Below are 24632 nucleotides of genomic sequence, written 5' to 3'. Positions count from 1 at the left end.
CTTGGCAAAATGTCGCCACTTCTAGTGTGAACGCTCACCAGGTAATCCTATGACCCGCATTTTGACCATCGAGGATGACGCCGTAACGGCCCGCGAGATTGTCGCCGAGCTGAGTAGCCATGGACTGGACGTAGATTGGGTGGACAACGGCCGCGAGGGCCTGGTCCGCGCCGTGAGTGGTGATTACGACCTGATCACCCTCGACCGTATGCTGCCCGAACTCGATGGCCTGGCCATCGTCACCACGTTGCGCACCATTGGGGTGTCTACGCCGATCCTGATGATCAGCGCCCTCTCCGATGTCGACGAGCGCGTGCGCGGCCTACGTGCCGGCGGCGATGACTACCTGACCAAGCCGTTCGCCTCGGATGAAATGGCCGCCCGTGTCGAAGTGCTGCTGCGGCGTAAAAGCACGGTCCAGGAGTTCGAAACCGCCCTGCGCGTGGCCGACCTGGAACTGAACCTGATCAGCCGCGAAGCCAGCCGTGCCGACCAGCCGCTGACCCTGCTGCCCACCGAATACAAATTGCTTGAATTCCTGATGCGCAATACTGGGCAGATCCTGTCACGGATGATGATTTTCGAGGAAGTCTGGGGCTATCACTTCGACCCCGGCACCAACCTGATCGACGTGCACATTGGCCGTCTGCGCAAAAAAATCGACCCACCGGGCCTCACGCCGCTGATCCGCACGGTACGAGGCTCGGGTTATGTCATTGCTGAACCCCTCTAAAGGCTGGCGCTCTTCCAGCAGCCGCTTGCTGGCGCTGTACAGTTCGTTGTTCGTGGCCTGGAGCTGCATCCTCATGGGGGTGCTGTACTACGAGGTGTCGGGCTACCTCAGCGACTTGTCGCGCCATTCCCTGCTGCAACGCCAGCACCTGTTCCAGCGTTTCGACGGCGAAGAGCTGGTGGAAGCGCTCACCACCAGCATGACCTTCGACATGAAGGGCGTGGACGCCTATGGCCTGTTCGATGAGCAATTTCGCCCCTTGAGCGGGCCGATCCGCGCCGTACCACCCGATCTGCCGCTGGACGGAAAAATCCACGCCCTGACCAATTGCGTGCAATCCGATGACCCCAAACTGCCCAAGGACAGTTGCGACGCGGTGGCGACCCACACCGAAGACGGTCGTTGGCTGGTATTGGTGCGCGCCAACGGCTCGTTGTTCGGGGTCACGCGGATCATCTGGCACGCCCTGCTGTGGGCGCTCTCTTTGACCATCATCCCCGGCGCTGCCGGCTGGCACCTGCTGCGCCGTCGCCCGTTGCGGCGCATTCGCGGGATCCAGGCCAGCGCCGAGGCCATCGTCGCCGGCGACCTCACGCACCGCCTGCCGCTGTCCGACCGACGCGACGAACTGGACATGCTCGCGGCCATCGTCAATGCCATGCTCGACCGCATCGAAAAACTGATGAACGAGGTCAAGGGCGTGTGCGACAACATCGCCCACGACCTGCGCACCCCGCTCACCCGCTTGCGCGCCCAGCTGTACCGCATCAAACAACAAGCCGAAGAAGACTCGGCCCACGCGGTAAAACTCGATGACGCCATCGCCGAAACCGACACGCTGATGGCGCGCTTTCGCGGGCTGCTGCGCATCTCGGAACTGGAAGACCACCAGCGCCGCTCGGGCTTCCTGATGCTAGACCCGCTGCCGTTGCTGCGCGAGCTGCATGACTTCTACCTGCCCCTGGCCGAAGAAGGCGAATTGGAGCTGGTGTTACAGGCGCCTGACTCACTGCCATGGATTACCGGTGACCGTGCGCTGCTATTCGAAGCCCTGGCCAACCTGCTGAGTAATTCGATCAAGTTCACCCCACCCAAGGGCAAGGTGATCCTGCGGGCAGTCAACGACCTGGGCAGTACGCGCATCGAAGTGCTCGACTCCGGGCCAGGCATTCCAGCCGCCGAGCGCGCGTCGGTGTTCCAGCGTTTCTATCGGGTCGATGAGAGTGATCAGCAAGGCGGGTTTGGTTTGGGACTGTCGATTGTGGCGGCGATCATCAACTTGCATGGCTTCAAGCTGGAAGTCGGCACCAGTGAGCTGGGCGGCGCCCGCTTGGTGCTCGAATGCCGCCAGCAACTGATGCCGGAATAGAACCCTAACGCAATGTAGGAGCGAGCTTGCTCGCGAAAAACTCACGGGCGCCGCGTTTATTCAGCAAGCGCGCGTTATCGTTGGCGTTTTTCGCGAGCAAGCTCGCTCCTACATAGGTGATGAGTATCAAGGCATCTGGCGCTATAACACGCTGCCCATGGCCTTGATCAACGCCGGGTCACGCGCATAAATATCCGGCGCGTACACCAACTCGCCCTGGCGATCCACTTCCACGGTCCAATACCCCAACAGCACCGGTACCGGCGTGGCCAGCCTGAACTCATGGGTTTCGCCGGTCGCCAGCAGCTCATCGGTGCGGGTGCGTTCGGCCGGTGTTACCAGCAGGTCGCGCAATAACAACGGTTGCTCGACCCGCACGCATCCCGAACTGAACGCCCGCGGGCCCTTGGTGAACAAGGGTTGGCTGGGGGTGTCGTGCAGGTACACCGAATACGGGTTGGGAAAGCGCATCACAATCTTGCCCAACGGGTTACGCGGGCCGGCCTGCTGGCGCAGCAGGATATTGCCCGGGCGTGCCCAGTCGACCTGGTCGGGGGTCAACGGATGCCCTTCGGCGTCGAGCACTTGCAGGTTTTGCTGGCGCAGGTATTCAGGATTGAGACGGATGGCCGGCAGTTTGTCCTCGCGCATGATGGTCGGCGGGATGGTCCAGGTGGGGTTGAGGGTCAGCCGGGTGATGCGCGACTTGAGCAACGGCGTCTGGCGTTCGGCACGGCCTACTTGCAGACGGGTTTGCCACACCGGGATGCCGCTCTGGTACACGCTCAGTTGCGCAGCGGCCACATTGACCACGACGCCTTCAGGCTCCAGGTCCTGGGCCAGCCAGCGGAAACGCTCCAGGTTGATGCGCAGCTGTTCACGACGCATCGTCGGGCTGATATTGAGTTCGGCCACGGTGCCGGCACCGATCACACCGTCGGCCTGCAACGAGTGGCTGAGCTGGAAGGCCTTCACCGCCTTGACCAGTTCGCCCTGATATTGCTTGCCGTTGCCGCTGGGCAACTGGGCCAGGTAGCCACCGCTGTGCAGGCGCCGCGCCAACTCCGGCACGCGGGGGTCGTTCATCCCCGGGCGCAACAGCGCGCCCTCGGCGATCGGGTCCCACTGGGGCAGCGGTTGCTGGCGCACGCCGGCATAGGCATTGCGCAGGCTGCGGTACAAATCGGCGCTGGGCCGCGCCTGGTCGAAGGCTTGGGCCATGTCGTGCAGGCCGGTGGCGGCGAACGCCAGTACCTCGGTATTCGGGTCGCCACTGGGTGGCTGGGAGTGCCAGAGGGGCTCAAAACGCGATTGCTGCAGGCGCCCGTAGTGCAAATCCTGCAGGGCTTGCAGGTACTGCTGGCTGTTGGCGATATCGCTGCACAGTACGTTGGCCGTTGCATCCGTCGCAGGCAAGCTATAGTGGGTGGGGTCCAGGCCATCGTCGGCAAGCATCAGCAACTGGGCATGCAAGGCTTGCCGGCGTTCGTCAGCCGCCCATAGCGGGGCATCGCCCTGCTGCTGGTAAAAGGCTTGCAGGCGCGCCAACGCGGCGGCATCGATACGCGGTGCAAGCTGCGGGCAGACACTGGTCAACTGCGCCAAGGCCTGTTGCAGCGGCGCCAGCGCGACCGGCGCGGGGGTGGTGACGGGCAAGGGTTCAACCGGCAGCGTTTGGGCTGTAGCGACCAATGGTGCAACGAGCAGGCAAATGCTCAAGTAACATGCGTGTTTTTTGAACAATTGACTTAGCTCCACTCCACAGCGGGGACTCGACTGTAGATGCTGACTTTTATACGCAGGCGCAGGCTAACCAGCCTGGGCTTGATCACCGGGTGCCTGGCTTTATTGAGCAATGTTGCGCTCGCCGCCAATGGCCCCTCTCCTTCCCTGTATAGCAGCCTGGCGCGCTCGGCTCCAGAACTCAATCCCACCGTGCTCAAAAGCGCCTTGAGCGCCGTGCAGTGCGCGGTCAATAACGGCGAGGAACGTTCCGATCGCCTAGCGGTTATTGACTACTCCCAGCCCTCGACCGCCCGTCGCCTGTGGATCTTCGACCTGCGCAAAAAGACCCTGGTTTTGCGCGACCTGGTGGCCCATGGCGCCAAGTCCGGGGAAAACTTCGCCACCCAGTTCTCCAACCTTGAAGGCAGCCATCAGTCGAGCCTGGGGTTGTTCCGCACCCAGGAAAGCTACCTGGGCGCCCATGGTTACTCGTTGCGCATGGACGGTTTGGAGCCCGGCTTCAATGACCAGGCCCGCGACCGCGCCATCGTGATTCATGCCGCCGACTACGTCAGCCCGTTGTGGAGCAAGCGCGAAGGCCGTATCGGCCGCAGCCAGGGTTGCCCAGCCGTGCGCCCGCAAGTTGCCCGTCAAGTGGTGGACAAGCTCAAGGACGGGCAGTTCATGTTTTCGTGGTACCCCGACCAGCGCTGGCTGAAGTCATCGACCTACCTCAATTGCAAACCCCAACAGGTGGCGAGTAGTCGTACAATCCGTGGCGGATAGCCTGTCCCCATAGATAAAAGAGAGCGTCGCATGCTTCTACACACCTCCACCTGGATCGAAATCGGGCAGTTCCTGGAACGCAGCCGCACGGTGGTGATTCCCATCGGCTCCAACGAGCAACATGGCCCCACCGGCCTGTTGGGCACTGACTGGATGTGCCCGGAGATCATCGCCCACCACGCCCAGAAGCACGCTGACATCCTCGTCGGCCCGACCTTCAATATCGGCATGGCCCAACACCACCTGGGCTTTCCCGGCACCATCTCCCTGCGCCCTTCCACCTTTATCGATGCGATTGGCGACTGGGTGCGCTCGCTGGCCGGGCATGGTTTCGAAAAGATCCTGTTCCTCAACGGCCACGGCGGCAATATCGCCACGATTGAAGCGGCGTTCTCAGAGCTGTACGCCGAAGCCAGCTTCGCCCGCCGCCCGGCCGGTTTCGCGCTGAAGCTGGTGAACTGGTGGGACCTGGAGGGCGTCACTGACCTGGCCCAGCGTCAATTCCCGGTCGGGCATGGCAGCCACGCCACGCCGTCGGAAATTGCCGTGACGCAGTGGGCGTATCCGGACTCGATCAAGTCTGCCGAGTACTCACCGCAAATCGCCAACACCGGCCCGATCCGCGAAGCGCTGGACTTCCGTGCGCGCTTCCCTGACGGCCGCATGGGCTCGGACCCGGCGTTGGCCACCGTGGAGAAAGGCGGTGAGTTGGTGGCGTTGGCGGCGCAAGGGCTGGTCAAGACTGTCGACAGCTTCAGCAACGAAGCCAAACCCTGATCCAAATGAGGCCAATACCCCACCCTGTAGGAGCGAGCTTGCTCGCGAAAAACTCACAGGCGCCGCGTTTATTCAGGAAGCCCGCGTTATCGTTGACGTTTTTCGCGAGCAAGCTCGCTCCTACAGGGTGGGTTTGTGTTGTATGTGCGGGTTTATTTGCAATCCTGCGCGGCCTGCTCAAGCCGCGATGGCTTGATTGCCGAAGCCAACGGCTTGCGCTCATACAGGAACACCTTGGTGCCGTCCTGGGACTTGTAGGCCTCCAGCACATCATCGGCGGCAATCTTGCTGGTCAACAGCACCTTGGCGTGACGCGAGTTCTGGGTGACGGTCGAGGTGATGCCGTGCTTTTCCAGCTTGGGCAGCACGCATTGCACATAGCCGTCGGGGGTTTTATCGGTTTGCAGGGTCAGCGATGGGGCATTGGGCGCCGTGATACAGCCGGTCAGCAATAACGAAGCACAAGCCAGGGCCGGGGCGAAGAAAGAGCGCATATACATTCCTGAAAATAACCAATAGGGTTCACAACCATTCGCGGGTCAACCTGCGCGAACCAGGGCCTTGAGCGACGCATCGAACTGCCTCAGGGCATCTTGCTGTACATCGCGTTGTTGCTCGATCAGTGCAGCAATCTCTGGCGCCGCCTTGTCGTGCACCCACACGGACGGCACGTGCTTGTCCACCGAGCCTTCGGCCTTGGCGATAAACTGCAGGTTCGCATCAAAGAAGCGTGCGACAAAGCGTGCTTCGACCCGGTCATTACGCTGGGTCAGCAATTGGTTATGGGTATCGAGCACCACCACCACATCCGGGTGCGCCTGCACCAGGGCATTCAGGCTGCTATAGACCGTCACCGAGACAAAAGTGCCCTGCAACGAGTGCATCAACCAGTCGATCGCCAGTTCCGGGTCGGAGCTGTTGACGAACGCCTCGCGTATCCGCCCATCCAGCGCGTCCTTGGCGCCGTTCAGTGCCATGGCGTGGTAGCGTTCAAGGTAGCTGAGGTTGTCGCGGGTGTTTTCACTGAACAACACCCCCACCGACTGGCCACGCTGCAGGGAGTCTACGCTACCCACCAGTGGCAGCAAATGGCCTGTACGCACTTCATCGGCCATCGCCGGGGTGGTCATGACTGCGGTGCCCAGCATCAGGGCCATCAAAGCCAACTGGATAATCGTCCTCATCGCGCATTTTCCTTGGGCTGCGTCTCGATGTGCAGATTCTGCGCGTTTGGCGAAAAAACAGAACTTGTGATCCTTGATGGTGACTATCATTTGAACCGATAGTGTCAGGCCGCCCATAAAATCTATAAGGACCCCGCCATGAAGCCCTACCAGAAAATCTTCGATCGTATCCGCGAGGCAGTACTGCCAGAGTTTCGCGAGCGAGTCGCCGACTACCTGGTCGAGTACGAAACCGTGTTGCTGGACTCAGACGCCGACGCCGCGCAAAGCAGCGCCAGCGCCCATCAACTGCGCGGCTACTTGCGCGGCTTGAACACCATGCGCGTGCTGGGCATGGCCGATTGGGAAGACCTCGACCGGCGGGTTGCCCAGCAGGCAGAGTTAAAGCGCGGGGCGTCGCAGCTCGACCCACTCGCGCACTGACGGCCGCTGCCACTGGCGCTGCGCGTAGGCCACCAACTGCGCCGGCACAGCGTCACCGTTGAGGATCAGGCGATTGAGCATCACCGCCAGGTCCACATCGGCAATCGACCACTGGCCGCACAGGTACTCGCGGTTATCCGCCAGCAAGGCTTGCGCGGCGCTGACCAACTTGGACGCGGCGGCTTGAGCCTCTGCTGACAATGGCGGCCTCTTCTGCCCGCAGAACACCACCAGGGTCGAGCGCTCCTGGCGAATCGGCAGCAAGTCGCTGCGCAGCCACGCCTGGACCTGTCGCGCCCTCGCCCGCTGCTGCACATCCGCCGGGTACAGGCTGGTTTCGGGGTAGGCCTGGTCCGGTACTCGGTGATGGCCGAAGACTCCGACAGCGCAAAGTCGCCGTCCACCAGGGTCGGCACGCGCTGGGTCATGGAGCGCTGGGCGTAATCTGCCGTCTGGTTTTGCCCGGCATCGAGGTCCAGGGTGAGGGTCTCGAACGCCAGGCCTTTTTCGCGCAAGGCGACAAACACCGACATGGCATAGGGGCTGGTAAACAGCGAATCAACGTAGAGGTGCAGCGGGCCTTGGCTCATGGGCAATCTCCTGGGGTGAGCCATCACGCTACGAGATCCGGGCCGATAAAGACCATGCAGGGTTTTTATGGGGGCATTCCTGGCGGGAATAGCGCGGGTAGTGGCAATATTATGGCTACCGCTGATTTTCAAGGAAGGAACAGCACATGAAACAAGCAGTTGTGGTTATCCACGGTATCGGCGAGCAGCGCCCAATGGACACCTTGCGCGGCTTTGTCGAAGCGATGATCCCCACGGACACCCCCGAGGGCAAACCTCTGTACTGGAGCAAGCCGGATCGGCTGTCGCGCAACTTCGACCTGCGCGTACTGAAGTCCTCGGGCCGCACCTCGACGGATTTCTATGAGTACTACTGGGCCCACAAGATGCAGGGCACCAAGCTCGGCCATCTGCTGGGCTGGCTGTGGGACATCTTCAAGCGCCCGCGGCGCGACATTCCCGACGCTATCGTGCCGATCTGGCGCAGCACGCGCTGGACGGTGCTGGTATTACTGCTATTGATTGCCAGCGGCGCACTGGCCGCAGCCTGGGGTCAGTTGCCCGTCAACGACAACCCCTTCGCGCTGATCCCCCTGCTGCTCGCGGCCATGGGACTCGGGCTGCGCTATTCGGCGCTGGCGTACCTGGGAGACGCCGCACGCTACCTCAGCCCCAACCCGCAGAACGTGATGGTGCGCGAGCAGATCCGCGCCGATGGTGTAGACCTGCTGCGCGCCCTGCACAATCAGGGTGACTACGAGCGCATCATCGTCGTGGGCCACAGTTTGGGCAGCGTGATTGCCTACGACATCGTCGGCTACCTCTGGCACGAATACCACGACCAACTGACCCAACTGAACCCCAGCAACCGTGAGCTGGCGGCCCGTTTTGCCAACCGCGAACCGCTGCAACCGGTGGTCAAGGAGGCCCTGCCCGCAGCCGGCGCCTTGCTGGACGGCAGCCTGGGCAGCCTGATGAATTTTCGTCAGCAACAGGCCGAGGCGTTTGTCGAACAGCGCGGCCTGGGCAACCTGTGGCGCATCACCGACCTGGTCACCGTCGGCAGCCCAATGGCCCACGCCAGCCTGTTGCTGGGCCGCAGCGTCAGTGACTTCCAGCAGCGCATGGAGCGCCGCGAAGCCCCAGCCTGCCCGCCTACCCCAGACGCCCAAGGCTACGGCTACAACGCCCGCCAACCGCTGATGCTCGGCCAAAAGCCCTTCACTCCGCACTACCTGCACCACGCCGCAGCCTTTGCCGTCACGCGCTGGACCAACCTGTACTTCCCCGCCCCCTTCGGCGTATTCGGCGACATCGTCGGCGGCCCGGTCAAGCCGGTGATGGGCGGCGGCGTGCTGGACTTGCCGGTGACCGTGGGCAATGGCAAAGGCTGGCTGGCCAGATCCTGGCTCAGCCACACCCATTACTGGAGCGAACGCGGCGGTACACAGGGTTACCTCAGTGCACTGGGCAAGGATGAACAGGCGATCACCCAAGGCCCGCGCCCTTCGGCCACTGAAGCGTTGCGGTGGGCGATTGACCTTAAGGGGGTGCGGCGGTTTCGACGTACGAAGGTAGAGCAGCGGGCGGCGGCGGCAGAAGCCTGAGAGTCCCCCTATCAGTCCTCTTGCACTGACAGGAGAACCGTCAACAACGCCCCCACCCCTAAACTTAAAGCGAGTAAAGCTACGCCCTGCGTGCCAAGAGGAATGAGCAATGACGCCAACGTTCCGAACAGCAGGGCTACCAGTTGTTGTAAAAAACTGAACAGCATCATTGACTCCATTCCAGGGTGTTTTTTTACTGCAAGAGACGCGACACAGGGATACATCATTGCCTGGGCATACCAGGCTGCAAAATATGCCAGAACCGTAAATTGGCGATCCAAATATCCAAAAGTTGTAAATAGAAATACTGACGTCGCTACAACCAACACACTACTACCTGTGATTGAAACTGCATAAACACTCATAAAATTCAATGCATACCTTACAGTCAGCGCCCCCGAAAAATAGGCGAGCCCTAGCCATACTCCGAGCATTCCGTATTGCACACTTCCCCACCCCAAAAGCACGCCAAAGACAAAGACGCCCACACCTTGATATACGACAAACACCCCATAGCTACATCCACCGACTATGACCGGCAAATAAAAGCTGGGCCGACTGATGATGGCTGCATACCCTGAACAGCTGACTCGACGCGTTCTATCCATGTCCAGAACCGACAAAATCCCTGCTGCCAGCAGCACAAGGACAAGGGTTATAACTGAGCCAAAAGCCATGATCACTGCCACTACTTCCCAGCGAAAAAAAGAAACTAAAAAGCCGCCTGCGAGTTGTCCTACCACCAAGGCAAAAACAAATGAATAAGATAAAAAAGACAACTGCTTCGCCAGGCGTGCTCCCGAGTAGATTTCGGTTAACAATGCGCGCCCAATTAAGGCTGCTCCACCACCAATGCCTTGGAGCAGCCTGGAAAGATAAAAACCATCATTATCATGGACCCATATAGATAAAATACTTCCGCTAAAGAAGACGCCACAAAACCCCAGCAGAACGACTGACCGGCCAAAAAATCGAATAAGTTGTACGGCAAAAACCAACGGAACTGCGGTACCGCCTAAATAGATTAGTAAGGCAGTGTAGCCTTCGGCATCACTCATACCGAAAGCATCAACAATATCAGGCGTGACGGGCAAATAAAGCGTCACGCCCAACTGAGCCATCATGGTAGTACTACAGGCTAAAGTCAGCACCCTTACATTCGACTGCACGTGCCCCCCACCAAACTTAGTTAACTTGGCAGCGATGTTTTAACACGCGAGAGCATTTTACAAGCAGACAAAGTATGGGATTAGCCCCAAAACTTTGTAGGCTATTTCCTCAGGTAACAATGACTACGGTTTAGCTCCATACTAGCCAACGCAACACATCGGGGACCCGTTAAAGGCGCTTGAGCAAGCGCCCCCTCCTGTACCTACCCCGCAAACCCACCCTCATCCAAAAAAACCTGTTCCGCAGCGGTGGTCTTCCTCCCCAACACCCCATTGCGATGCGGAAACCGCCCGAACCGCTCGATGATATCGGCATGCTCCTTGGCCCAGTGGTAAGTGCTGGCATCCAACTGCTGGTTCAGGGTAAGGGAGCGTTGCTGGTCCTGCGGGTCTTCCGAATGTTCAAAAGGCAAATAGCAGAACGCACGTAACTGAGGTTCAACCTGTTGATCCAACCCCGCGTCCACCATCTTTCGCGCATACAACCGGGCCAGCGGGTCGGTGGCGAACATGTGCGCAGTGCCGCGAAAGGCGTTGCGCGGGTACTGGTCCAGCAGGATCAGTAGCGCCAGCGCGCCATCCGCCGTGGTCAACCAGTCTTCGAGTTCACGCCGCGCCGCCTGCATATGGGTGGCGTGGAAGCTGTCACGAAAGGCTGTATCGAACGCCTCGTCCTTGGCGAACCAGCGCTTGGGCCCCGCCTGTTTCCAGAACGCGATTACGGCTTCGGCCGATTGAGGGGTCATGCTTACCTCGCTTAATGTTATAGAATAACGTCAATATTGTGCCTGCGTGTGATCCTCAACTTATGACTGACGCTATGACTTTACGCAAACGCCTGTTGTCCATCGACGCCCTGCGCGGCCTGGTGATCCTGTTTATGTTGCTGGACCACGTGCGTGAAACCTTCTTGCTGCACCGCCAGGTCAGCGACCCCATGAGCATCGACAGCACCGAGCCTGCGTTGTTTTTCAGCCGCACCCTGGCCCACTTGTGCGCGCCGGTGTTTGTGCTGCTCACCGGATTGTCGGCGTGGCTGTACGGCCAGAAATATCAGGGCCGTCGCGACGTGTCGGCATTCTTGTTCAAGCGCGGGCTGTTCCTGGTGGTGCTGGAGTTCACTCTGGTCAACTTCGCGTGGACCTTCCAACTGCCGCCCAGCGTGATCTATATGCAAGTGATCTGGGCCATCGGCATCAGCATGATCGCCCTTGCCGCGTTGGTCTGGCTGCCGCGTGCCTGGCTGATCGGATTGGCGCTGGTGATTATCGCCGGGCACAACCTGTTGGATGGACTGCACTTTGCAGCGGGTTCGATGTGGCATGTGCCGTGGACGATCTTGCATGAACGCAACTGGATTGAAGTGTCTGACAACCTGCGCCTGCGCACCACCTATCCGGTGCTGCCATGGATCGGTGTGATTGCCCTGGGTTACGGCCTCGGGCCATGGTTTGCCAATGCCGCGCTACCGGCTGTGCGTCAGCGTTATTTGCTGATTGCGGGGGTGGGCGCGTTGGTGGGTTTTGGGCTGTTGCGCGCGCTCAATGGCTACGGCGAGCAGCCTTGGCAGGTGTATGACAGCGGCGTGCTGACGCTGATGAGCTTTTTCAACATCACCAAGTACCCGCCTTCGCTGTTGTTCCTGGCGTTGACCCTGGGGATTGGCTTGCTGTTGCTGCTGGCATTTGAACGCGCCGGGCATAAGCGCTGGATCGGCGTGCTGGCAGTGTTCGGCGCGGCGCCGATGTTCTTTTATCTGTTGCACCTCTACGTATTGAAAATCCTCTATGTCGCCTGCGTAGCGCTGTTTGGCCTCAACCATGGCAATTACTTTGGCTTCGACGGTATCGGTGCGGTGTGGTTGGCAGCGCTGCTGTTGCCGATTGCCCTGTACTTGCCGGTGCGTTGGTTCGCCGGCCTGAAAGCCCGGCGACGCGACCTGGCGTGGCTCAAATACCTCTGACCTGATGCAGGGGGCAAATATTGCCCCCTTCCCTTGTAGGAGCGAGCTTGCTCGCGAAAAACTCACAGGCGCCGCGTTCATTCAGAAGATACGCGTAATCGTTGGCGTTTTTCGCGAGCAAGCTCGCTCCTACCGTTTGACTCGGCACGCAGTTGGCGAGCGGCGGTGACCATGTGGATGAGCGCCGCCTCCGTTTCCGGCCAGCCTCGCGTCTTCAAGCCGCAATCGGGGTTCACCCATAGACGCTCTGCCGGAATCCGCTTGGCGGCCTTGCGCAGCAAGTTGGCCATTTCCGAGGCATCCGGCACCCGTGGCGAGTGGATGTCGTAGACGCCCGGGCCGATCTCATTCGGGTAGGCGAAGGCTTCGAACGCGTCGAGCAGTTCCATGTCCGAGCGTGAGGTTTCGATGGTGATCACGTCGGCATCCATGGCGGCGATGGACTCGATCACATCGTTGAATTCGCTGTAGCACATGTGGGTGTGGATCTGGGTTTCATCGCCCACGCCACTGGCACACAGGCGGAACACTTCGGTGGCCCAGTCCAGGTAGTGCTGCCACTGCGCCTGGCGCAACGGCAAGCCTTCACGAAAGGCCGCTTCGTCGATCTGCACGATCTTGATGCCGGCCGCTTCCAGGTCCACCACTTCGTCACGAATCGCCAGGGCCAGTTGCCGGGCCTGCATTTCGCGGCTCAGGTCTTCCCGTGGAAACGACCACATCAGCATGGTTACCGGGCCTGTGAGCATGCCCTTCATCACTTTGTCGGTAAGGCCTTGGGCATAGCGAATCCACTCCACGGTCATGGCTTTGGGACGGCTCAGGTCACCGACAATTACCGCAGGTTTCACGCAGCGCGAACCGTAACTCTGCACCCAGCCAAAGCGGGTGAACGCGTAGCCATCCAGTTGTTCGGCAAAGTACTCGACCATGTCGTTACGCTCGGCTTCACCATGCACCAGCACATCCAGGCCAAGGTTTTCTTGCACCTCAACGGCATGCTTGATCTCACTGTGCATGGCTTCGACGTATTCGGCGTGGCTCAACTTGCCGGCCTTGTAGGACTGGCGCGCCAGACGGATCGACGCGGTCTGTGGGAACGAGCCGATGGTGGTGGTCGGGAACAACGGCAGGTTAAGCCCGGCCCGCTGTTTTTCGATGCGCTGGGCAAACGGCGACTGACGCTGGCTGTCCTGTGCGGTGATGGCCTCTACACGCGCTTGAACAGCAGGCTTGTGAATGCGTGGCGATGCAGCGCGAGCTGCCTGAACGGCGCGGCTTTCTGCCAGGGCGGCGAGTACGTCAGGTGCTGACGGTTGGTCAACCGCCTTGGCCAGCAGCGCCACTTCCGCGCACTTTTGCACGGCAAAGGCCAGCCAGCTTTTCAGTTCGGTATCCAACTGGTCTTCGCGCTCCAGGTCCACCGGGCTGTGCAGCAGCGAGCAGGACGGCGCGACCCACAGGCGATCGCCCAACTTCTCATGGGCGTGCTGCAAGGTGGCCAGGGCTTTTTCCAGGTCGCAGCGCCACACGTTTCGGCCGTTGACCACACCCAGGGACAGCACCTTGTACGCTGGCAGGCGGTCGAGGATGGTCGGGTACTGGTCCGGCGCACGCACCAGGTCGATATGCAAGCCATCCACCGGCAAGTTGGCGGCCAGGCCGAGGTTTTCTTCCAGGCCGCCGAAGTAGGTGGCCACCAGTTTTTTCAGCGGGTCGCGCTGGATCAGGTTATAGGCGCGCTCAAAAGCGTTCTTCCACGCCTGGGGCAGATCAAGCGCCAGGATCGGCTCATCGATCTGCACCCACTCCACGCCCAATTCGGCCAGGCGCTGGAAGATCTGACCATACAGCGGCAGCAGTCGCTCGAGCAGGTCGAGCTTGTCGAAGTCAGCGCCCTTGGCCTTGCCCAGCCACAAGTAGGTCAGCGGGCCGATCACCACCGGCTTGACGCGGTGCCCCAGGTCGAGCGCTTCCTGGACCTCTTCGAACAGTTGGTCCCACGCCAGGTGGAATTGCTGATCGACGCTGAACTCCGGCACCAGATAGTGATAGTTGGTATCGAACCACTTGGTCATCTCCTGGGCATGGGCACCGCCGCAGCAGCTGTCGCTGACGCCACGGGCCATGGCGAACAAGGTATGCAGAGTGGCCTGGCCATCGGCCGGGCGGAACCGCTCAGGGACCACGCCGAACATCAGCGAGTGGGTCAGCACCTGGTCGTACCAGGCAAAATCACCCACCGGCAACAGTTCGATGCCGGCTTGCTGTTGCAGCGCCCAGTGGGTGCTGCGCAAATCACGGCCAACAGCGCGCAGGCCGGCTTCGTCGAGCTCACCCTTCCAGAACGCTTCCTGCGCTTTTTTCAGTTCACGATCGCGTCCAATGCGTGGAAACCCGAGGGAATGAGCGACTGCCATGACTTACAACTCCGATGGTGTGATTGATGGCGGTCATTGTCGGCAGAGGGGTGTCTTGAGACAAACTCATTTTTTTCTAGATCATCACAAGATTTACTCATGTTTAGGTGGGCCTGATTTTAGCGGCGCTACGGTAGAGGTTGTGGTGCCAGGGCCGGCGTCATCGCGGCCTCGCTTAGGCTCGAGCGCTCCCACAGTTTGGGCGGGGTGATTCTTATGAACGGTCATACTTACGCCCTATGCTTAACGTGGCGCGCAAAATCCGCCGGCTAACCTTTCGATCTGTTCCAAGTGCGGGCACAATGCGTGTCCTTTTTTGGCAGGCACCGCCGCAGGCTCTCAAAAATGATCAAAACGCCGTACTACCTCATCGATAAACAGAAGCTTCTGGTCAACATGCAGAAGATTGCCTACGTGCGCGAACAGTCCGGCGCCAAGGCTCTGCTGGCGCTCAAGTGCTTTGCCACCTGGTCGGTATTCGACTTGATGCAGCAATACATGGACGGCACCACCTCGTCGTCGCTGTATGAACTCAAGCTCGGTCGCCAGAAGTTCGAAGGTGAAGCGCACGCCTACAGCGTGGCCTGGGCCGACGATGAAATCGAAGAGATGCTGGAGAACTGCGACAAGATCATCTTCAACTCCATCAGCCAGCTGCAGCGTTTTGCCGAACGCAGCGAAGGCAAGACCCGCGGCCTGCGTGTGAACCCGCAGGTGAGCAGCTCTGACTACCTGCTGGCCGACCCGGCGCGCCCGTTCAGCCGCCTGGGCGAGTGGGACCCGGTGAAGATCGATGGCGTGATCGACCAGATCTCCGGTTTCATGTTCCACAACAACTGCGAGAACGGCGACTTCAGCCTGTTCGACAAGATGCTCGGCACCATCGAAGAACGCTTCGGTGCGCTGTTGCATAAGGTCAAGTGGGTCAGCCTCGGCGGCGGCATCCATTTCACCGGTGAAGGCTATGCGCTGGACGCGTTCTGCGCGCGGCTCAAAGCCTTCTCCGAGAAGTACGGCGTGCAGGTCTACTTGGAACCCGGCGAAGCGGCGATCACCAACAGCGCCTCCCTGGAAGTCACCGTGCTCGACACCCTCTACAACGGCAAGAATCTCGCCGTGGTAGACAGCTCCATCGAAGCCCACCTGCTGGACCTGCTGATCTACCGCCTCAACGCCAAACTGGCGCCGAGCGAGGGTGAACACACCTACATGGTGTGCGGCAAATCCTGCCTGGCCGGGGACATCTTCGGCGAGTATCAATTTGATCGTCCGCTGGCCATCGGCGATCGGCTGTCGTTCATCGACACCGCAGGCTACACCATGGTCAAGAAAAACTGGTTCAACGGTCTGAAAATGCCGTCCATCGTAGTGAAACAACTCGACGGTACAGTCGAGGTGGTTCGTGAATTTGGTTACGACGACTACCTGTCCAGCCTGTCCTGAGCTGGCGGATAAAGGAGAGATAAAGCAATTGAAAAAGAACGTTCTTATCATTGGTGCAGGAGGTGTCGCCAAGGTGGTGGCCCACAAGTGCGCGCAGCACAACGACGAACTCGGTCGTATTGCTATCGCGTCGCGCAACATCTCCAAATGCCAGGCCATCATCGACAGCGTCAAGGCCAAGGGTAGCCTCAAGGTTCCCGCCGATATCCAAGCCTTCGCGCTGAACGCCCTGGACGTGGAAGCGACCAAGGCCCTGATCCGCGAGACCGAATCGCAGATCGTCATCAACGTTGGTTCCGCGTTCCTCAACATGTCGGTACTGCGTGCCTGCATCGACACGGGCGTGGCTTACCTGGACACCGCCATCCACGAAGAGCCGGGCAAGGTCTGCGAGACCCCGCCGTGGTACGGCAACTACGAGTGGAACCACCTGCAAGAGTGCAAACAGAAGAACATCACCGCCATCCTTGGCGTGGGCTTCGACCCAGGTGTCGTCAACGCGTACGCCGCGCTGGCGCAGCAACAGCATTTCGACCGCATTGATTCGATCGACATTCTCGACGTCAATGCCGGCTCCCATGGCAAATACTTCGCCACCAATTTCGATCCGGAAATCAACTTCCGCGAATTCACCGGGCAGGTGTGGAGCTGGCAGAACAGCCAGTGGACCAGCAACACCATGTTCGAAGTCAAACGCACCGACGACCTGCCGGTAGTCGGTTCGCAGAACCTCTACCTCACCGGCCACGATGAAGTGCACTCGCTGTCGAAAAATCTCGACGTGCCCAACGTGCGTTTCTGGATGAGCTTCGGCGAACACTACATCAATGTGTTCACCGTGCTGAAAAACCTCGGCCTGCTCTCCGAACAGCCGGTCAAGACCGCCGAAGGCCTGGAAGTGGTGCCGTTGAAAGTGGTCAAGGCCGTGCTGCCCGACCCGTCTTCGCTCGCCCCGGGCTACACCGGCAAGACCTGCATCGGTGACCTGGTCAAAGGCACCAAGGATGGCCAGCCGCGTGAGATGTTCATCTATAACGTGGCTGATCACGAAGAGGCCTATGCCGAGACCGACAGCCAGGGCATCTCCTACACCGCAGGCGTACCACCGGTAGCCGCTGCGCTGCTGGTGGCGCGTGGCGAGTGGGATGTCAAGCACATGGCCAACGTCGAGGAACTGCCGGCTGAGCCGTTCCTCAAGGCGCTGGATGTGATGGGCCTGCCGACTCGGATCAAAGACGAGCACGGTGATCGGGCCTGGGATGCGACAGCCTGATAGGCCATAGCTGACCGAGCAAAAGAATGCGCCCCTAGGGGCGCATTTTTTGTTTGGGCGTATGGCTATCTTCAGAGCGCCAAAGACTCAAATGTGGGAGCGGGCTTGCTCGCGAAGAGGGCGTGTCAGCCAGCACTTTCAGCATTGACACACCGCAAGCAGGCACACTCTCAAATTTTTGTAGCTCTCCCGCATGGTGGTGAAAACCGCCATCGCCAATCCGGTATCGCCTCTTACTTACCAGCCAGGTTTGCGTCGACGTGCTCAGGCGGCAATAACCAGTGTCTTGTGACAGTCCATCCCAGAAAAACTCTTGCACCATCGACCGTTGGCCCCTGCTGAGGCAATACTTCGCCTGCGACGGCTTTGCGCAAACCATTCATAAGCGGTAGAAATCGCTCTCGAAACGTCATCGGCTGCGTGGCGAAATGGGCCTCGAGGGAATTCACGGCATTTTTACACGCATGATCGTCGAGCATCGCGAGGTAAAAAACCATCTGACGCCAAGCATAGGCCGTATTTTTGAGCATTATCAACCGAGCCTGATAGAACTTAGTCTGCATCTGATGCCGTTTGCAGATCCATTCAAAACACGCCTGAATCATGTCCTCCAGCCGGGGTTGCAGCAAAGCCTTAATCCCAGGAACTTCAAAAAGTAGCGCGAGATTTTGCGTGGTCAAGATCTGCTGTTGCTCGATAATGGTGCCGTTGGTTGCAGGGTGCCAAGTTCTCAACTCAGCCCCTGCTCGATTTGCGCACAAGGTTGCGAACGCATCACCTTTTACTTGTGCACGACGCCGACGCCTGGTCACAAGGCTGGCCAGCTCCACGGTATCAATGGCGTAATAACGCGCATAAAGAGAACCTGCTATCACCCGCCCCGTTAACCTTGCGGCGTCAGTGAATTTACTAGAAAACTGCCCCATAAAAATATCTGCTGCGACCTCTTCAACAAAAGGAAGGTCCAGCTGAGCAGTCTCCGCCAGCGCTCGGAACTCTTGGAGCAGCTTGTTCGGAACAATAGCGTATGGAAAGGCACATAGCGTCAACGCCGATGATTCAACGAGTGATTGTTTTGCAGCTTCTGCGACTGCCGTGCTTGACTGTCGGTCGTTTTCGATTACAGCAACCCAAGGCAACTCACTTAGACCGACCTGGCGTTGTAGATTCAAAAGCAATAACGAACGTCGCCGACGGAACGCGCTGTAGGTAGAGGCGTAAACCCGCCTCAACACTTCGTCGCGCAATCCCGAACTATTGAGCTGCGCTGTCATCGCAGGTAGCACGCGTGCGACCGTGTCGCCCGAGGTAATCAGTCCATGCTCGATCAACTCGTTGATCGTTCCACTGCGGCAACGCTGAAAACGGCGCTGGATGGCAGGAGGGATAGCGAGTTTCTCAAGCAGCCCCCACTCCGATGCCTCCTCGGCAGTGATTGGGGCCGCCAAACTATCAAAGTCGCAGATTCCACTTTGCGCTGGATACTTCGAGAGACGCTTCGCCACGACTCTGGCGATCAGGTGATGCTCTGGCCCCGTCGCCTGAAGAAGTTGATTCGCTCGAAACGCCAAGTGAGAGGTTGAATCCGGAGCGCCATGTGCGAGCACGAAGTCATCGACAATTCGCCGTATGCGACCCACTTGACGCCCAGTGAGCGATTCGGCGTCGCGGGCGCACTGCCCAAGCAAAGAAAAGAGCTCCGCCACGCGATCCGAAGAGCGCCTGTCGTCCCCGAGCTTTTTGTATTGCGTTTCTAATCCCACCGCCTGCTCGTGCCATTGGCGCGGGTAATGACGGCACGGCCAGCCAGCCTGATAAGTCAGGAGGAAATGTGAAACGGCCGAGTCATAAAGGGGTAAACGAGCTTGGATCGCCTGGTTCTGCACGGCAATCCGAGGCTGAGGCGGCAAGGTCGAGAGCACCCGCTGCACTTCACCAGCATCTACAATGTGAACCTGCGCAGCTGAAATCTGAAGCCCGGTAGAGAGCGACGGGAAAAAACGCAGCCGGTCAAAAAACGGAACAATGACATCCAGCAGCGCTCGAGCCTGTTCGGTGCGCCGCTGTCCTGATAACCAAGCCACTACCAGCAATGCGGCTTCTTCAGGAACATCAATCCTGTAGTCACAATTGGCCAAACGTTTGTGCAGGGCATTCAGACCCTCGTCCGTCAAATGCCAGGCATTGATATCCATCCGCTCGAACCCGCGGCGAATACCTGGAATAGAGATAGCCAATTGACGTTCATATTCGGTCAACTCGCCGCCGGCCAACAGGTTGCCGGTAGCAAAGCCACCGGTAACGACTTCAAGCGTCACCCAGGCGGGAATCTCCGCAAACGGGCTGCGCGAACCATAGTCAGCAGTGCCCTGCAGCAGATGCTCAATCACTTGCTGCCAGCGCGAGATGCGTTCGCGAGCGTTAAAACGTGCGACCAGGCCGCAATCCAGATCATGCGCAAGCAGCGCTTTGGACAGCTGGAAGACCGCATAACCTGCGTCCATACCAGTCACTCCGTTTTGTCTGGGATCGTGCCCAGATTGCATTGATATGATGGGTCCGGAGGCTGGATTCGAACCAGCGCCCACCCGGTTAAGAGCCGAGTGTTCTACCGCTGAACTACTCCGGAACAAAGGCGCATTGTCGAGTAAGCGGTACAGAATGTGAAGATCCAACGTCCTCATTAAGCAACAGCCGACACCAGCGTACGTCTACCAAGGTAACTCCCGATTCCACGGCGAATTACTCAACGCCCTTGAGCATTGCAACAGTTACGGCGCCAGTTGCCGCTCGGCATCCGCCTGGCTCCATCGGCTGGTCGGCCCCCCCCATGCACTGCGGCCACGGGCCGGACATTGCCACCGAGCACCGGTGCGCCGATGGTCATGTCGACGAGGAACAGTTCCTCAGTGTTCACCGCATAGACCTGCGCCCTCACCTGCTTCAACGACGCCATGATCGCCTCCACCTAGGTCAGTGTGCGGTTGGTATGTACCTGGAGCGCTCCCTGGCGCTGCTGTTTTCGCAACAGGGATCGTTGGATTCGACTGCCGCTGGGCCGGACTCATCGCGATCACGCGGGAATTTATGCCCCATGTCCACGACCCTGCACCGGAACCCACATTGGCGCGGGCGTGGCCTGATATAGCCTGTTGGATCGATGGGAACGTCGGTTAAACCACCAATCGCTTCTGAAGAAACTGTCAACTTCAACAGGTTACCGACTCCGTGAATGCCGTTAGTCTGAGCGAGCCAGTCATCGATTGGCTCACCAATTCACCATGTGCGAAAGGAATCGTCCATGATACGGCAACTCACTTCAAACAACTTCGCGGCACGCTTGGCTGGCCTGGTCTATAGCACCTGCTGCTACCTCGTTTTCCTATTCACCTTGCTTTACATGATGGGCTTCGTAGGGGCTGTGGTCGTACCCAAACACATCGACTCCGGCGCACGCATCGACTGGGCGCTGGCACTCATGATCAATGCGTCACTGATCATTGTGTTTGGTGTCCAGCACAGCACCATGGCGCGTAAACGCTTCAAGCGCTGGCTGGCAGTCTTCGCCCTGGCAGCGGTGGAGCGTTCCAGCTATGTGCTGCTCTCCAGCCTGATGCTCGCGCTGCTGTTCTGGCAGTGGCGGCCCATTACGCACACCGTTTGGGAAGTTGACGCCGCCTGGGCCAAGGCACTGCTGACCGGCCTGTTCTGGCTGGGCTGGGGCATCGTGGTGCTGGCGACCTGCTTGATCAGTCACTTCGAGTTGTTCGGACTGAAACAGGCCATTGATCGCTGGCGCAACGCCCCACCGTCAGGCCTGACATTCCGGACGCCGCTGCTCTACAAAGTCGTGCGTCATCCGCTGTACCTGGGCTTCCTGATCGCCTTTTGGGCAACGCCGCATATGACCGTGGGGCATCTGCTGTTTGCGCTGGGGATGTCGGCGTATCTCTTCATCGGCGCCCGTTTCGAAGAACGGGATTTGGTGGCGCTGTTTGGTGAGCGGTATCGGCGCTATCAGCGTGAGGTGGGCATGATCGTGCCACGCCTCAACAAACCCCGCCACTAACCCACTGTAGGAGCGAGCTTGCTCGCGAAGATCGTCAACGATAACGCGGGCAACCTGGATGACCGCAGGGCCTGGGCGTTTTTCGCGAGCAAGCTCGCTCCTACAGTTCAACGAACAATGAAGATCAAAATGTGGGAGCTGGCTTGCCTGCGATGACCATAGGTATCTACACAATTTTGTAGGTTGTAGCAGCCAACGGTAACCACGATGCGAAGCGAGCCGCTCTTGATCTTGATCTGCTTGTGATCTTGATCTCAGGCGCCCCGTTAAACCACGCTGGCCGAACTCAGGCTTGAATTCGTGGGTAACCCGGCAGGACGCCGGGTTAGCCGCCCCGCGCCATGGATGGCGCGTGGCGGCGGCCCACGGATTCAAGCCTGCGTTCGGGCACACCGAGCCCAAGCGAGGTGCCGAGTGGTGGGGCAAGAGCGTTTTGCTTACTTTTGCGCTTTTCAAAAGTGAGCCGCCGTCAGGGCGGAACCCTAGGTGGCCGTTACCTAAATAACGGATATGTACTCAATCTAATCCCACATCCCTGTCGGCTGTCAGGCCGCCTTCGCGAGCAAGCCCGCACAGTTTGATCGCGGGGCGTCAGGTAGATAAGCATCGGCTGTCCGATCGCCACGGGAGCAAGCTCCCTCGCCACAGGTTCGGCGCAATACCCGAAGTTGTGTAGATACCTATGCTGCGATGACGTTGTGTCAGCCAACATACCCAGCACTGAAAAACCGCTATCGCAGGCAGCCAGCTCCCACAGAGGATTTGCGGCGCTAGGATATTTCCCACAGCTGTTTCAGGTTGTCGCTCGGAACTTCACTGACTAACCTCTGGGCCGTCGCTGCCAATTCAGCGGCCGGATTTGACCGTCCGACCTTGTTAACGAACTGCTACGCCCTGCACCTCTTCAGGCGTTTTTTTTGTGCCTGAGGTATTGTGTCGCGGCAGTTGTGCGCGGGATACCTTCGGGTATGCCGGGTTCGTTGACAACCGGTCGGTCAACCCGCGTACAGCTGCCACCCTCTTCGCTTGACCGCGAACGCTGGCGGCTCCACTTGTCGACGGAGCTTCACCATGATCAAAGACACCCCAAATCCCCCAGAAACGCTCTTCACCGTACGCCCCGAGCTAGGCACAGAAACATTGTTGGTCAATGCATCCCAGGATCTAGCCTCCATCAGTGACATCGCTGCTCATCTAGCCTTTGAAATCGACGGTACCCAACGCAACGTAGCGCTGGGCATCTGCCGCATGCTCGAAGGTGTGCAGTTGCTCGTAGACAAGGCGCAGGATGATACCCACCCAGCCACTTGACCTGATGCTCGCGCCGCGCCCTTACCCACTGTAGGAGCGAGCTTGCTCGCGAAGATCGTCAACGATGACGCGGGCAACCTGGGTGACCGCAGGGCCTGGAAGTTTTTCGCGAGCAAGCTCGCTCCTACAGTGGGGTAAGGTCTCGGACGTTTCCCACAGCTGTTTCAGGTTGTCGCTCGGAACTTCACTGACTAACCTCTGGGCCGTCGCTGCCAATTCAGCGGCCGGATTTGACCGTCCGACTCCCAACTGCATCTGTGCCACATCGAATCAGGCGTTTTCTTTACGCCTGCTGTATCGTGTCGCGGCAGCTGTACGCGGGATACCTCCGGGTATGCCGGGCTCCTTGGGACCGGTCGGTCAACCCGCGTATAGCTGCCACCCTAATTCGTTTGACCGCGAACGGTGGCAGCTCCATATCCCTTGGAGTTTCACCATGATCAAAGACAGCCCCAACCCACCAGAACAACTCTTCAACGTGCGCCCCGGCCTAGGCACCGAAACCCTGCTGATCAACGCCTCCCAGGATCTAGCCTCCATCAGTGACATCGCTGCTCATCTAGCCTTTGAAATCGACGGTACCCAACGCAACGTAGCGCTGGGCATCTGCCGCATGCTCGAAGGTGTGCAGTTGCTCGTAGACAAGGCGCTGGATGACACCCACCCAGCCACTTGACCTGATGCTCGCGCCGCGCCCTTACCCACTGTAGGAGCGAGCTTGCTCGCGAAGATCGTCAACGATGACGCGGGCAACCTGGATGACCGCAGAGCCTGGGCGTTTTTCGCGAGCAAGCTCGCTCCTACAGTGATCGATGGCACTGAAAAACCGCTATCGCAGGCAAGCCAGCTCCCACAAGAACAATCTCAAAACACCGACCACCCAATCCGCTCACTCAACAATTCCAACGCCTTCATCCCCGCCAGCGAATTGCCTGCTGCGTTCAACTCCGGCGACCACACGCACACCGTAAACTGCCCCGGCACCACCGCAACAATCCCGCCGCCGACTCCGCTCTTGCCCGGCAGGCCCACGCGGTAGGCAAAATTGCCCGCCTCGTCGTACAAGCCGCTGGTGGCCATGATCGAGTTCACTTGCTTGGTCTGGCGCGCCGTCAGCACCTGCTCGCCACTGTGGGCACTCACGCCTTCGTTGGCCAGAAAGCTGAACGCCCGGGCCAGGTCCAGGCAGCTCATCTGCAACGCGCAATAGTTGAAGTAGCTGTGCAGCACTGCGTCCACATCGTTATGAAAATTGCCGAACGACTTCATCAGGTAGGCCATGGCCGCATTGCGCGCACCGTGCTGGGCTTCCGATTCGGCCACCACGCTGTTGACCAGGATCTGCGGGTTGCCCGACAGGCGCCGTACAAAATCGCGCATCGACAGAATCGGCACAGCGAAGCGTGACTGGTTGATGTCGCAGATCACCAGCGCGCCAGCATTGATAAAGGGATTGCGCGGGCGTCCACGCTCGAACTCCAGTTGCACCATGGAGTTGAACGGCTGCCCCGAGGGCTCATGGCCCAGGCGTTCCCAGATGGTTTCGCCGCCATGGTCGATGGCTTGCACCAGGCTGAAGACCTTGGAAATGCTCTGCACCGAAAACAGCGTGTCGGCATCACCGGCGCAGTAGGCCGTGCCGTCGTTGCCGTAGACCGCAATGCCGAGTTGGTGGGCGGGCACGTCGGCCAGCGCGGGGATGTAATCGGCAACTTTGCCGAGGCCGATCAAGGGGCGCACTTCGTCGAGGATCGACTCCAGCAGCGCCTGCATAGCTTGTCCTGTCATCTTTGTTTGAATCAGTGATAAAC

General features: G+C 59.4%; 21 protein-coding genes, 1 tRNA gene and 2 pseudogenes. 13 read left to right on the top strand and 11 right to left on the bottom strand.

Features of this window, described 5'->3' with window-relative positions; translation table 11 throughout:
- The first annotated feature begins 49 nt into the window (after positions 1-49).
- Positions 50-733, top strand: coding sequence for a response regulator transcription factor (locus PSH76_RS12315; RefSeq protein ID WP_003191687.1), 684 nt, complete (start codon positions 50-52; stop codon positions 731-733).
- Positions 711-2102, top strand: coding sequence for a HAMP domain-containing sensor histidine kinase (locus PSH76_RS12310; RefSeq protein ID WP_138761476.1), 1392 nt, complete (start codon positions 711-713; stop codon positions 2100-2102). The genes PSH76_RS12315 and PSH76_RS12310 overlap by 23 nt, the downstream gene beginning before the upstream one ends.
- Positions 2103-2243: 141 nt before the next feature.
- On the opposite strand, the gene PSH76_RS12305 is transcribed toward PSH76_RS12310, so the two are convergent.
- Positions 2244-3845 carry a murein L,D-transpeptidase gene (locus PSH76_RS12305; RefSeq protein WP_098951269.1) on the bottom strand — a complete coding sequence of 534 codons (1602 nt, stop codon included), beginning with the start codon at positions 3843-3845 and terminating at the stop codon, positions 2244-2246.
- Between the two features lie 39 nt (positions 3846-3884).
- Between PSH76_RS12305 and PSH76_RS12300 the strand changes: the two genes are divergently transcribed.
- Both PSH76_RS12300 and PSH76_RS12295 read left to right on the top strand, forming a co-directional pair.
- Positions 3885-4613: a murein L,D-transpeptidase catalytic domain family protein gene (locus PSH76_RS12300; RefSeq protein ID WP_032896994.1), complete on the top strand. Its 729-nt coding sequence runs from the start codon at positions 3885-3887 to the stop codon at positions 4611-4613.
- Between the two features lie 30 nt (positions 4614-4643).
- On the top strand, positions 4644-5390 hold the full coding sequence (locus PSH76_RS12295; protein ID WP_305494173.1) for a creatininase family protein: 747 nt from the start codon (positions 4644-4646) through the stop codon (positions 5388-5390).
- A 152-nt stretch (positions 5391-5542) separates the two neighbouring features.
- On the opposite strand, the gene PSH76_RS12290 is transcribed toward PSH76_RS12295, so the two are convergent.
- Together PSH76_RS12290 and PSH76_RS12285 are read right to left on the bottom strand one after the other, a co-directional pair.
- On the bottom strand, positions 5543-5884 hold the full coding sequence (locus PSH76_RS12290) for a hypothetical protein (protein ID WP_032896991.1): 342 nt from the start codon (positions 5882-5884) through the stop codon (positions 5543-5545).
- A 45-nt stretch (positions 5885-5929) separates the two neighbouring features.
- The gene (locus tag PSH76_RS12285) at positions 5930-6574 is read right to left on the bottom strand and encodes an ATPase (protein ID WP_305494172.1); all 645 of its coding nucleotides are present in this window, start codon (positions 6572-6574) and stop codon (positions 5930-5932) included.
- Between the two features lie 138 nt (positions 6575-6712).
- On the opposite strand from PSH76_RS12285, the gene PSH76_RS12280 reads away from it, so the two are divergent.
- Positions 6713-6997: a hypothetical protein gene (locus PSH76_RS12280; protein WP_098951263.1), complete on the top strand. Its 285-nt coding sequence runs from the start codon at positions 6713-6715 to the stop codon at positions 6995-6997.
- Here PSH76_RS12280 and yfcF read toward each other — a convergent pair.
- Positions 6956-7587, bottom strand: a pseudogene (gene yfcF, locus PSH76_RS12275) (glutathione transferase). The gene PSH76_RS12280 and the pseudogene yfcF sit on opposite strands and share 42 nt — an antisense overlap.
- Positions 7588-7733: 146 nt before the next feature.
- On the opposite strand from yfcF, the gene PSH76_RS12270 reads away from it, so the two are divergent.
- Positions 7734-9173, top strand: coding sequence for a hypothetical protein (locus tag PSH76_RS12270; protein ID WP_305494171.1), 1440 nt, complete (start codon positions 7734-7736; stop codon positions 9171-9173).
- A gap of 11 nt (positions 9174-9184) precedes the next feature.
- Here PSH76_RS12270 and PSH76_RS12265 read toward each other — a convergent pair whose 3' ends face one another.
- Together PSH76_RS12265 and PSH76_RS12260 are read right to left on the bottom strand one after the other, a co-directional pair.
- Positions 9185-10297: an MFS transporter gene (locus tag PSH76_RS12265; RefSeq protein ID WP_305494170.1), complete on the bottom strand. Its 1113-nt coding sequence runs from the start codon at positions 10295-10297 to the stop codon at positions 9185-9187.
- A gap of 248 nt (positions 10298-10545) precedes the next feature.
- Entirely contained in the window at positions 10546-11088 is a 543-nt protein-coding gene (locus PSH76_RS12260; protein ID WP_138761482.1) for a DUF924 family protein, read from the bottom strand.
- Between the two features lie 62 nt (positions 11089-11150).
- On the opposite strand from PSH76_RS12260, the gene PSH76_RS12255 reads away from it, so the two are divergent.
- A complete protein-coding gene (locus tag PSH76_RS12255) occupies positions 11151-12305 on the top strand; it encodes a DUF1624 domain-containing protein (protein ID WP_098951256.1) in 1155 nt (384 codons plus the stop codon).
- Positions 12306-12382: 77 nt separating this feature from the next.
- Here PSH76_RS12255 and metE read toward each other — a convergent pair whose 3' ends face one another.
- Positions 12383-14725, bottom strand: a complete 2343-nt coding sequence (metE, locus tag PSH76_RS12250; protein ID WP_305494169.1) for a 5-methyltetrahydropteroyltriglutamate--homocysteine S-methyltransferase — start codon at positions 14723-14725, stop codon at positions 12383-12385.
- Between the two features lie 345 nt (positions 14726-15070).
- On the opposite strand from metE, the gene PSH76_RS12245 reads away from it, so the two are divergent.
- Positions 15071-16168 (top strand): carboxynorspermidine decarboxylase, encoded by a 1098-nt coding sequence (locus tag PSH76_RS12245; protein ID WP_032896982.1) that lies wholly within the window; start codon positions 15071-15073, stop codon positions 16166-16168.
- Between the two features lie 28 nt (positions 16169-16196).
- On the top strand, positions 16197-17441 hold the full coding sequence (locus PSH76_RS12240; protein ID WP_032896980.1) for a saccharopine dehydrogenase family protein: 1245 nt from the start codon (positions 16197-16199) through the stop codon (positions 17439-17441).
- 233 nt (positions 17442-17674) lie between these two features.
- On the opposite strand, the gene PSH76_RS12235 is transcribed toward PSH76_RS12240, so the two are convergent.
- From PSH76_RS12235 to PSH76_RS12225, 3 genes are all read right to left on the bottom strand, one after another.
- Positions 17675-19945: a hypothetical protein gene (locus PSH76_RS12235; RefSeq protein ID WP_305494168.1), complete on the bottom strand. Its 2271-nt coding sequence runs from the start codon at positions 19943-19945 to the stop codon at positions 17675-17677.
- A gap of 50 nt (positions 19946-19995) precedes the next feature.
- Positions 19996-20070: transfer RNA gene (locus tag PSH76_RS12230), tRNA-Lys, on the bottom strand.
- 117 nt (positions 20071-20187) lie between these two features.
- On the bottom strand, positions 20188-20397 hold the full coding sequence (locus PSH76_RS12225) for a hypothetical protein (protein WP_278914902.1): 210 nt from the start codon (positions 20395-20397) through the stop codon (positions 20188-20190).
- 36 nt (positions 20398-20433) lie between these two features.
- On the opposite strand from PSH76_RS12225, the pseudogene PSH76_RS12220 reads away from it, so the two are divergent.
- The 4 genes and pseudogenes from PSH76_RS12220 to PSH76_RS12200 form a co-directional block, all read left to right on the top strand.
- Positions 20434-20570 (top strand): annotated as a pseudogene (locus tag PSH76_RS12220) (FAD-dependent oxidoreductase); the annotation flags it as partial.
- A 172-nt stretch (positions 20571-20742) separates the two neighbouring features.
- Positions 20743-21510 carry a methanethiol S-methyltransferase gene (mddA, locus tag PSH76_RS12215; protein WP_305494167.1) on the top strand — a complete coding sequence of 256 codons (768 nt, stop codon included), beginning with the start codon at positions 20743-20745 and terminating at the stop codon, positions 21508-21510.
- A 1071-nt stretch (positions 21511-22581) separates the two neighbouring features.
- A complete protein-coding gene (locus PSH76_RS12210) occupies positions 22582-22821 on the top strand; it encodes a DUF6124 family protein (protein WP_305494166.1) in 240 nt (79 codons plus the stop codon).
- Between the two features lie 436 nt (positions 22822-23257).
- Positions 23258-23497: a DUF6124 family protein gene (locus PSH76_RS12200; RefSeq protein ID WP_032896976.1), complete on the top strand. Its 240-nt coding sequence runs from the start codon at positions 23258-23260 to the stop codon at positions 23495-23497.
- 188 nt (positions 23498-23685) lie between these two features.
- On the opposite strand, the gene glsB is transcribed toward PSH76_RS12200, so the two are convergent.
- Positions 23686-24594, bottom strand: a complete 909-nt coding sequence (gene glsB, locus PSH76_RS12190) for a glutaminase B (RefSeq protein ID WP_056787397.1) — start codon at positions 24592-24594, stop codon at positions 23686-23688.
- Between the last annotated feature and the right edge of the window lie 38 nt (positions 24595-24632).

This window comes from Pseudomonas sp. FP215 (genome assembly GCF_030687795.1).
Lineage (GTDB): Bacteria > Pseudomonadota > Gammaproteobacteria > Pseudomonadales > Pseudomonadaceae > Aquipseudomonas > Aquipseudomonas salmasensis.
The sequence above is the reverse complement of the archived record's forward strand: the minus strand, read 5'-3'. Positions and strand labels throughout refer to the sequence as shown.

Excerpts from the sequence above, each read along its gene's own strand:
- PSH76_RS12315 (WP_003191687.1), top strand. The coding sequence starts at position 50 with ATGACCCGCATTTTGACCATCGAGGATGACGCCGTAACGGCCCGCGAG.
- PSH76_RS12310 (WP_138761476.1), top strand. The coding sequence starts at position 711 with ATGTCATTGCTGAACCCCTCTAAAGGCTGGCGCTCTTCCAGCAGCCGC.
- PSH76_RS12300 (WP_032896994.1), top strand. The coding sequence starts at position 3,885 with ATGCTGACTTTTATACGCAGGCGCAGGCTAACCAGCCTGGGCTTGATC.
- PSH76_RS12295 (WP_305494173.1), top strand. The coding sequence starts at position 4,644 with ATGCTTCTACACACCTCCACCTGGATCGAAATCGGGCAGTTCCTGGAA.
- PSH76_RS12290 (WP_032896991.1), bottom strand. The coding sequence starts at position 5,884 with ATGCGCTCTTTCTTCGCCCCGGCCCTGGCTTGTGCTTCGTTATTGCTG.
- PSH76_RS12285 (WP_305494172.1), bottom strand. The coding sequence starts at position 6,574 with ATGAGGACGATTATCCAGTTGGCTTTGATGGCCCTGATGCTGGGCACC.
- PSH76_RS12280 (WP_098951263.1), top strand. The coding sequence starts at position 6,713 with ATGAAGCCCTACCAGAAAATCTTCGATCGTATCCGCGAGGCAGTACTG.
- PSH76_RS12270 (WP_305494171.1), top strand. The coding sequence starts at position 7,734 with ATGAAACAAGCAGTTGTGGTTATCCACGGTATCGGCGAGCAGCGCCCA.
- PSH76_RS12265 (WP_305494170.1), bottom strand. The coding sequence starts at position 10,297 with ATGATGGCTCAGTTGGGCGTGACGCTTTATTTGCCCGTCACGCCTGAT.
- PSH76_RS12260 (WP_138761482.1), bottom strand. The coding sequence starts at position 11,088 with ATGACCCCTCAATCGGCCGAAGCCGTAATCGCGTTCTGGAAACAGGCG.
- PSH76_RS12255 (WP_098951256.1), top strand. The coding sequence starts at position 11,151 with ATGACTGACGCTATGACTTTACGCAAACGCCTGTTGTCCATCGACGCC.
- metE (WP_305494169.1), bottom strand. The coding sequence starts at position 14,725 with ATGGCAGTCGCTCATTCCCTCGGGTTTCCACGCATTGGACGCGATCGT.
- PSH76_RS12245 (WP_032896982.1), top strand. The coding sequence starts at position 15,071 with ATGATCAAAACGCCGTACTACCTCATCGATAAACAGAAGCTTCTGGTC.
- PSH76_RS12235 (WP_305494168.1), bottom strand. The coding sequence starts at position 19,945 with ATGGACGCAGGTTATGCGGTCTTCCAGCTGTCCAAAGCGCTGCTTGCG.
- PSH76_RS12225 (WP_278914902.1), bottom strand. The coding sequence starts at position 20,397 with ATGGCGTCGTTGAAGCAGGTGAGGGCGCAGGTCTATGCGGTGAACACT.
- mddA (WP_305494167.1), top strand. The coding sequence starts at position 20,743 with ATGATACGGCAACTCACTTCAAACAACTTCGCGGCACGCTTGGCTGGC.
- PSH76_RS12210 (WP_305494166.1), top strand. The coding sequence starts at position 22,582 with ATGATCAAAGACACCCCAAATCCCCCAGAAACGCTCTTCACCGTACGC.
- PSH76_RS12200 (WP_032896976.1), top strand. The coding sequence starts at position 23,258 with ATGATCAAAGACAGCCCCAACCCACCAGAACAACTCTTCAACGTGCGC.
- glsB (WP_056787397.1), bottom strand. The coding sequence starts at position 24,594 with ATGCAGGCGCTGCTGGAGTCGATCCTCGACGAAGTGCGCCCCTTGATC.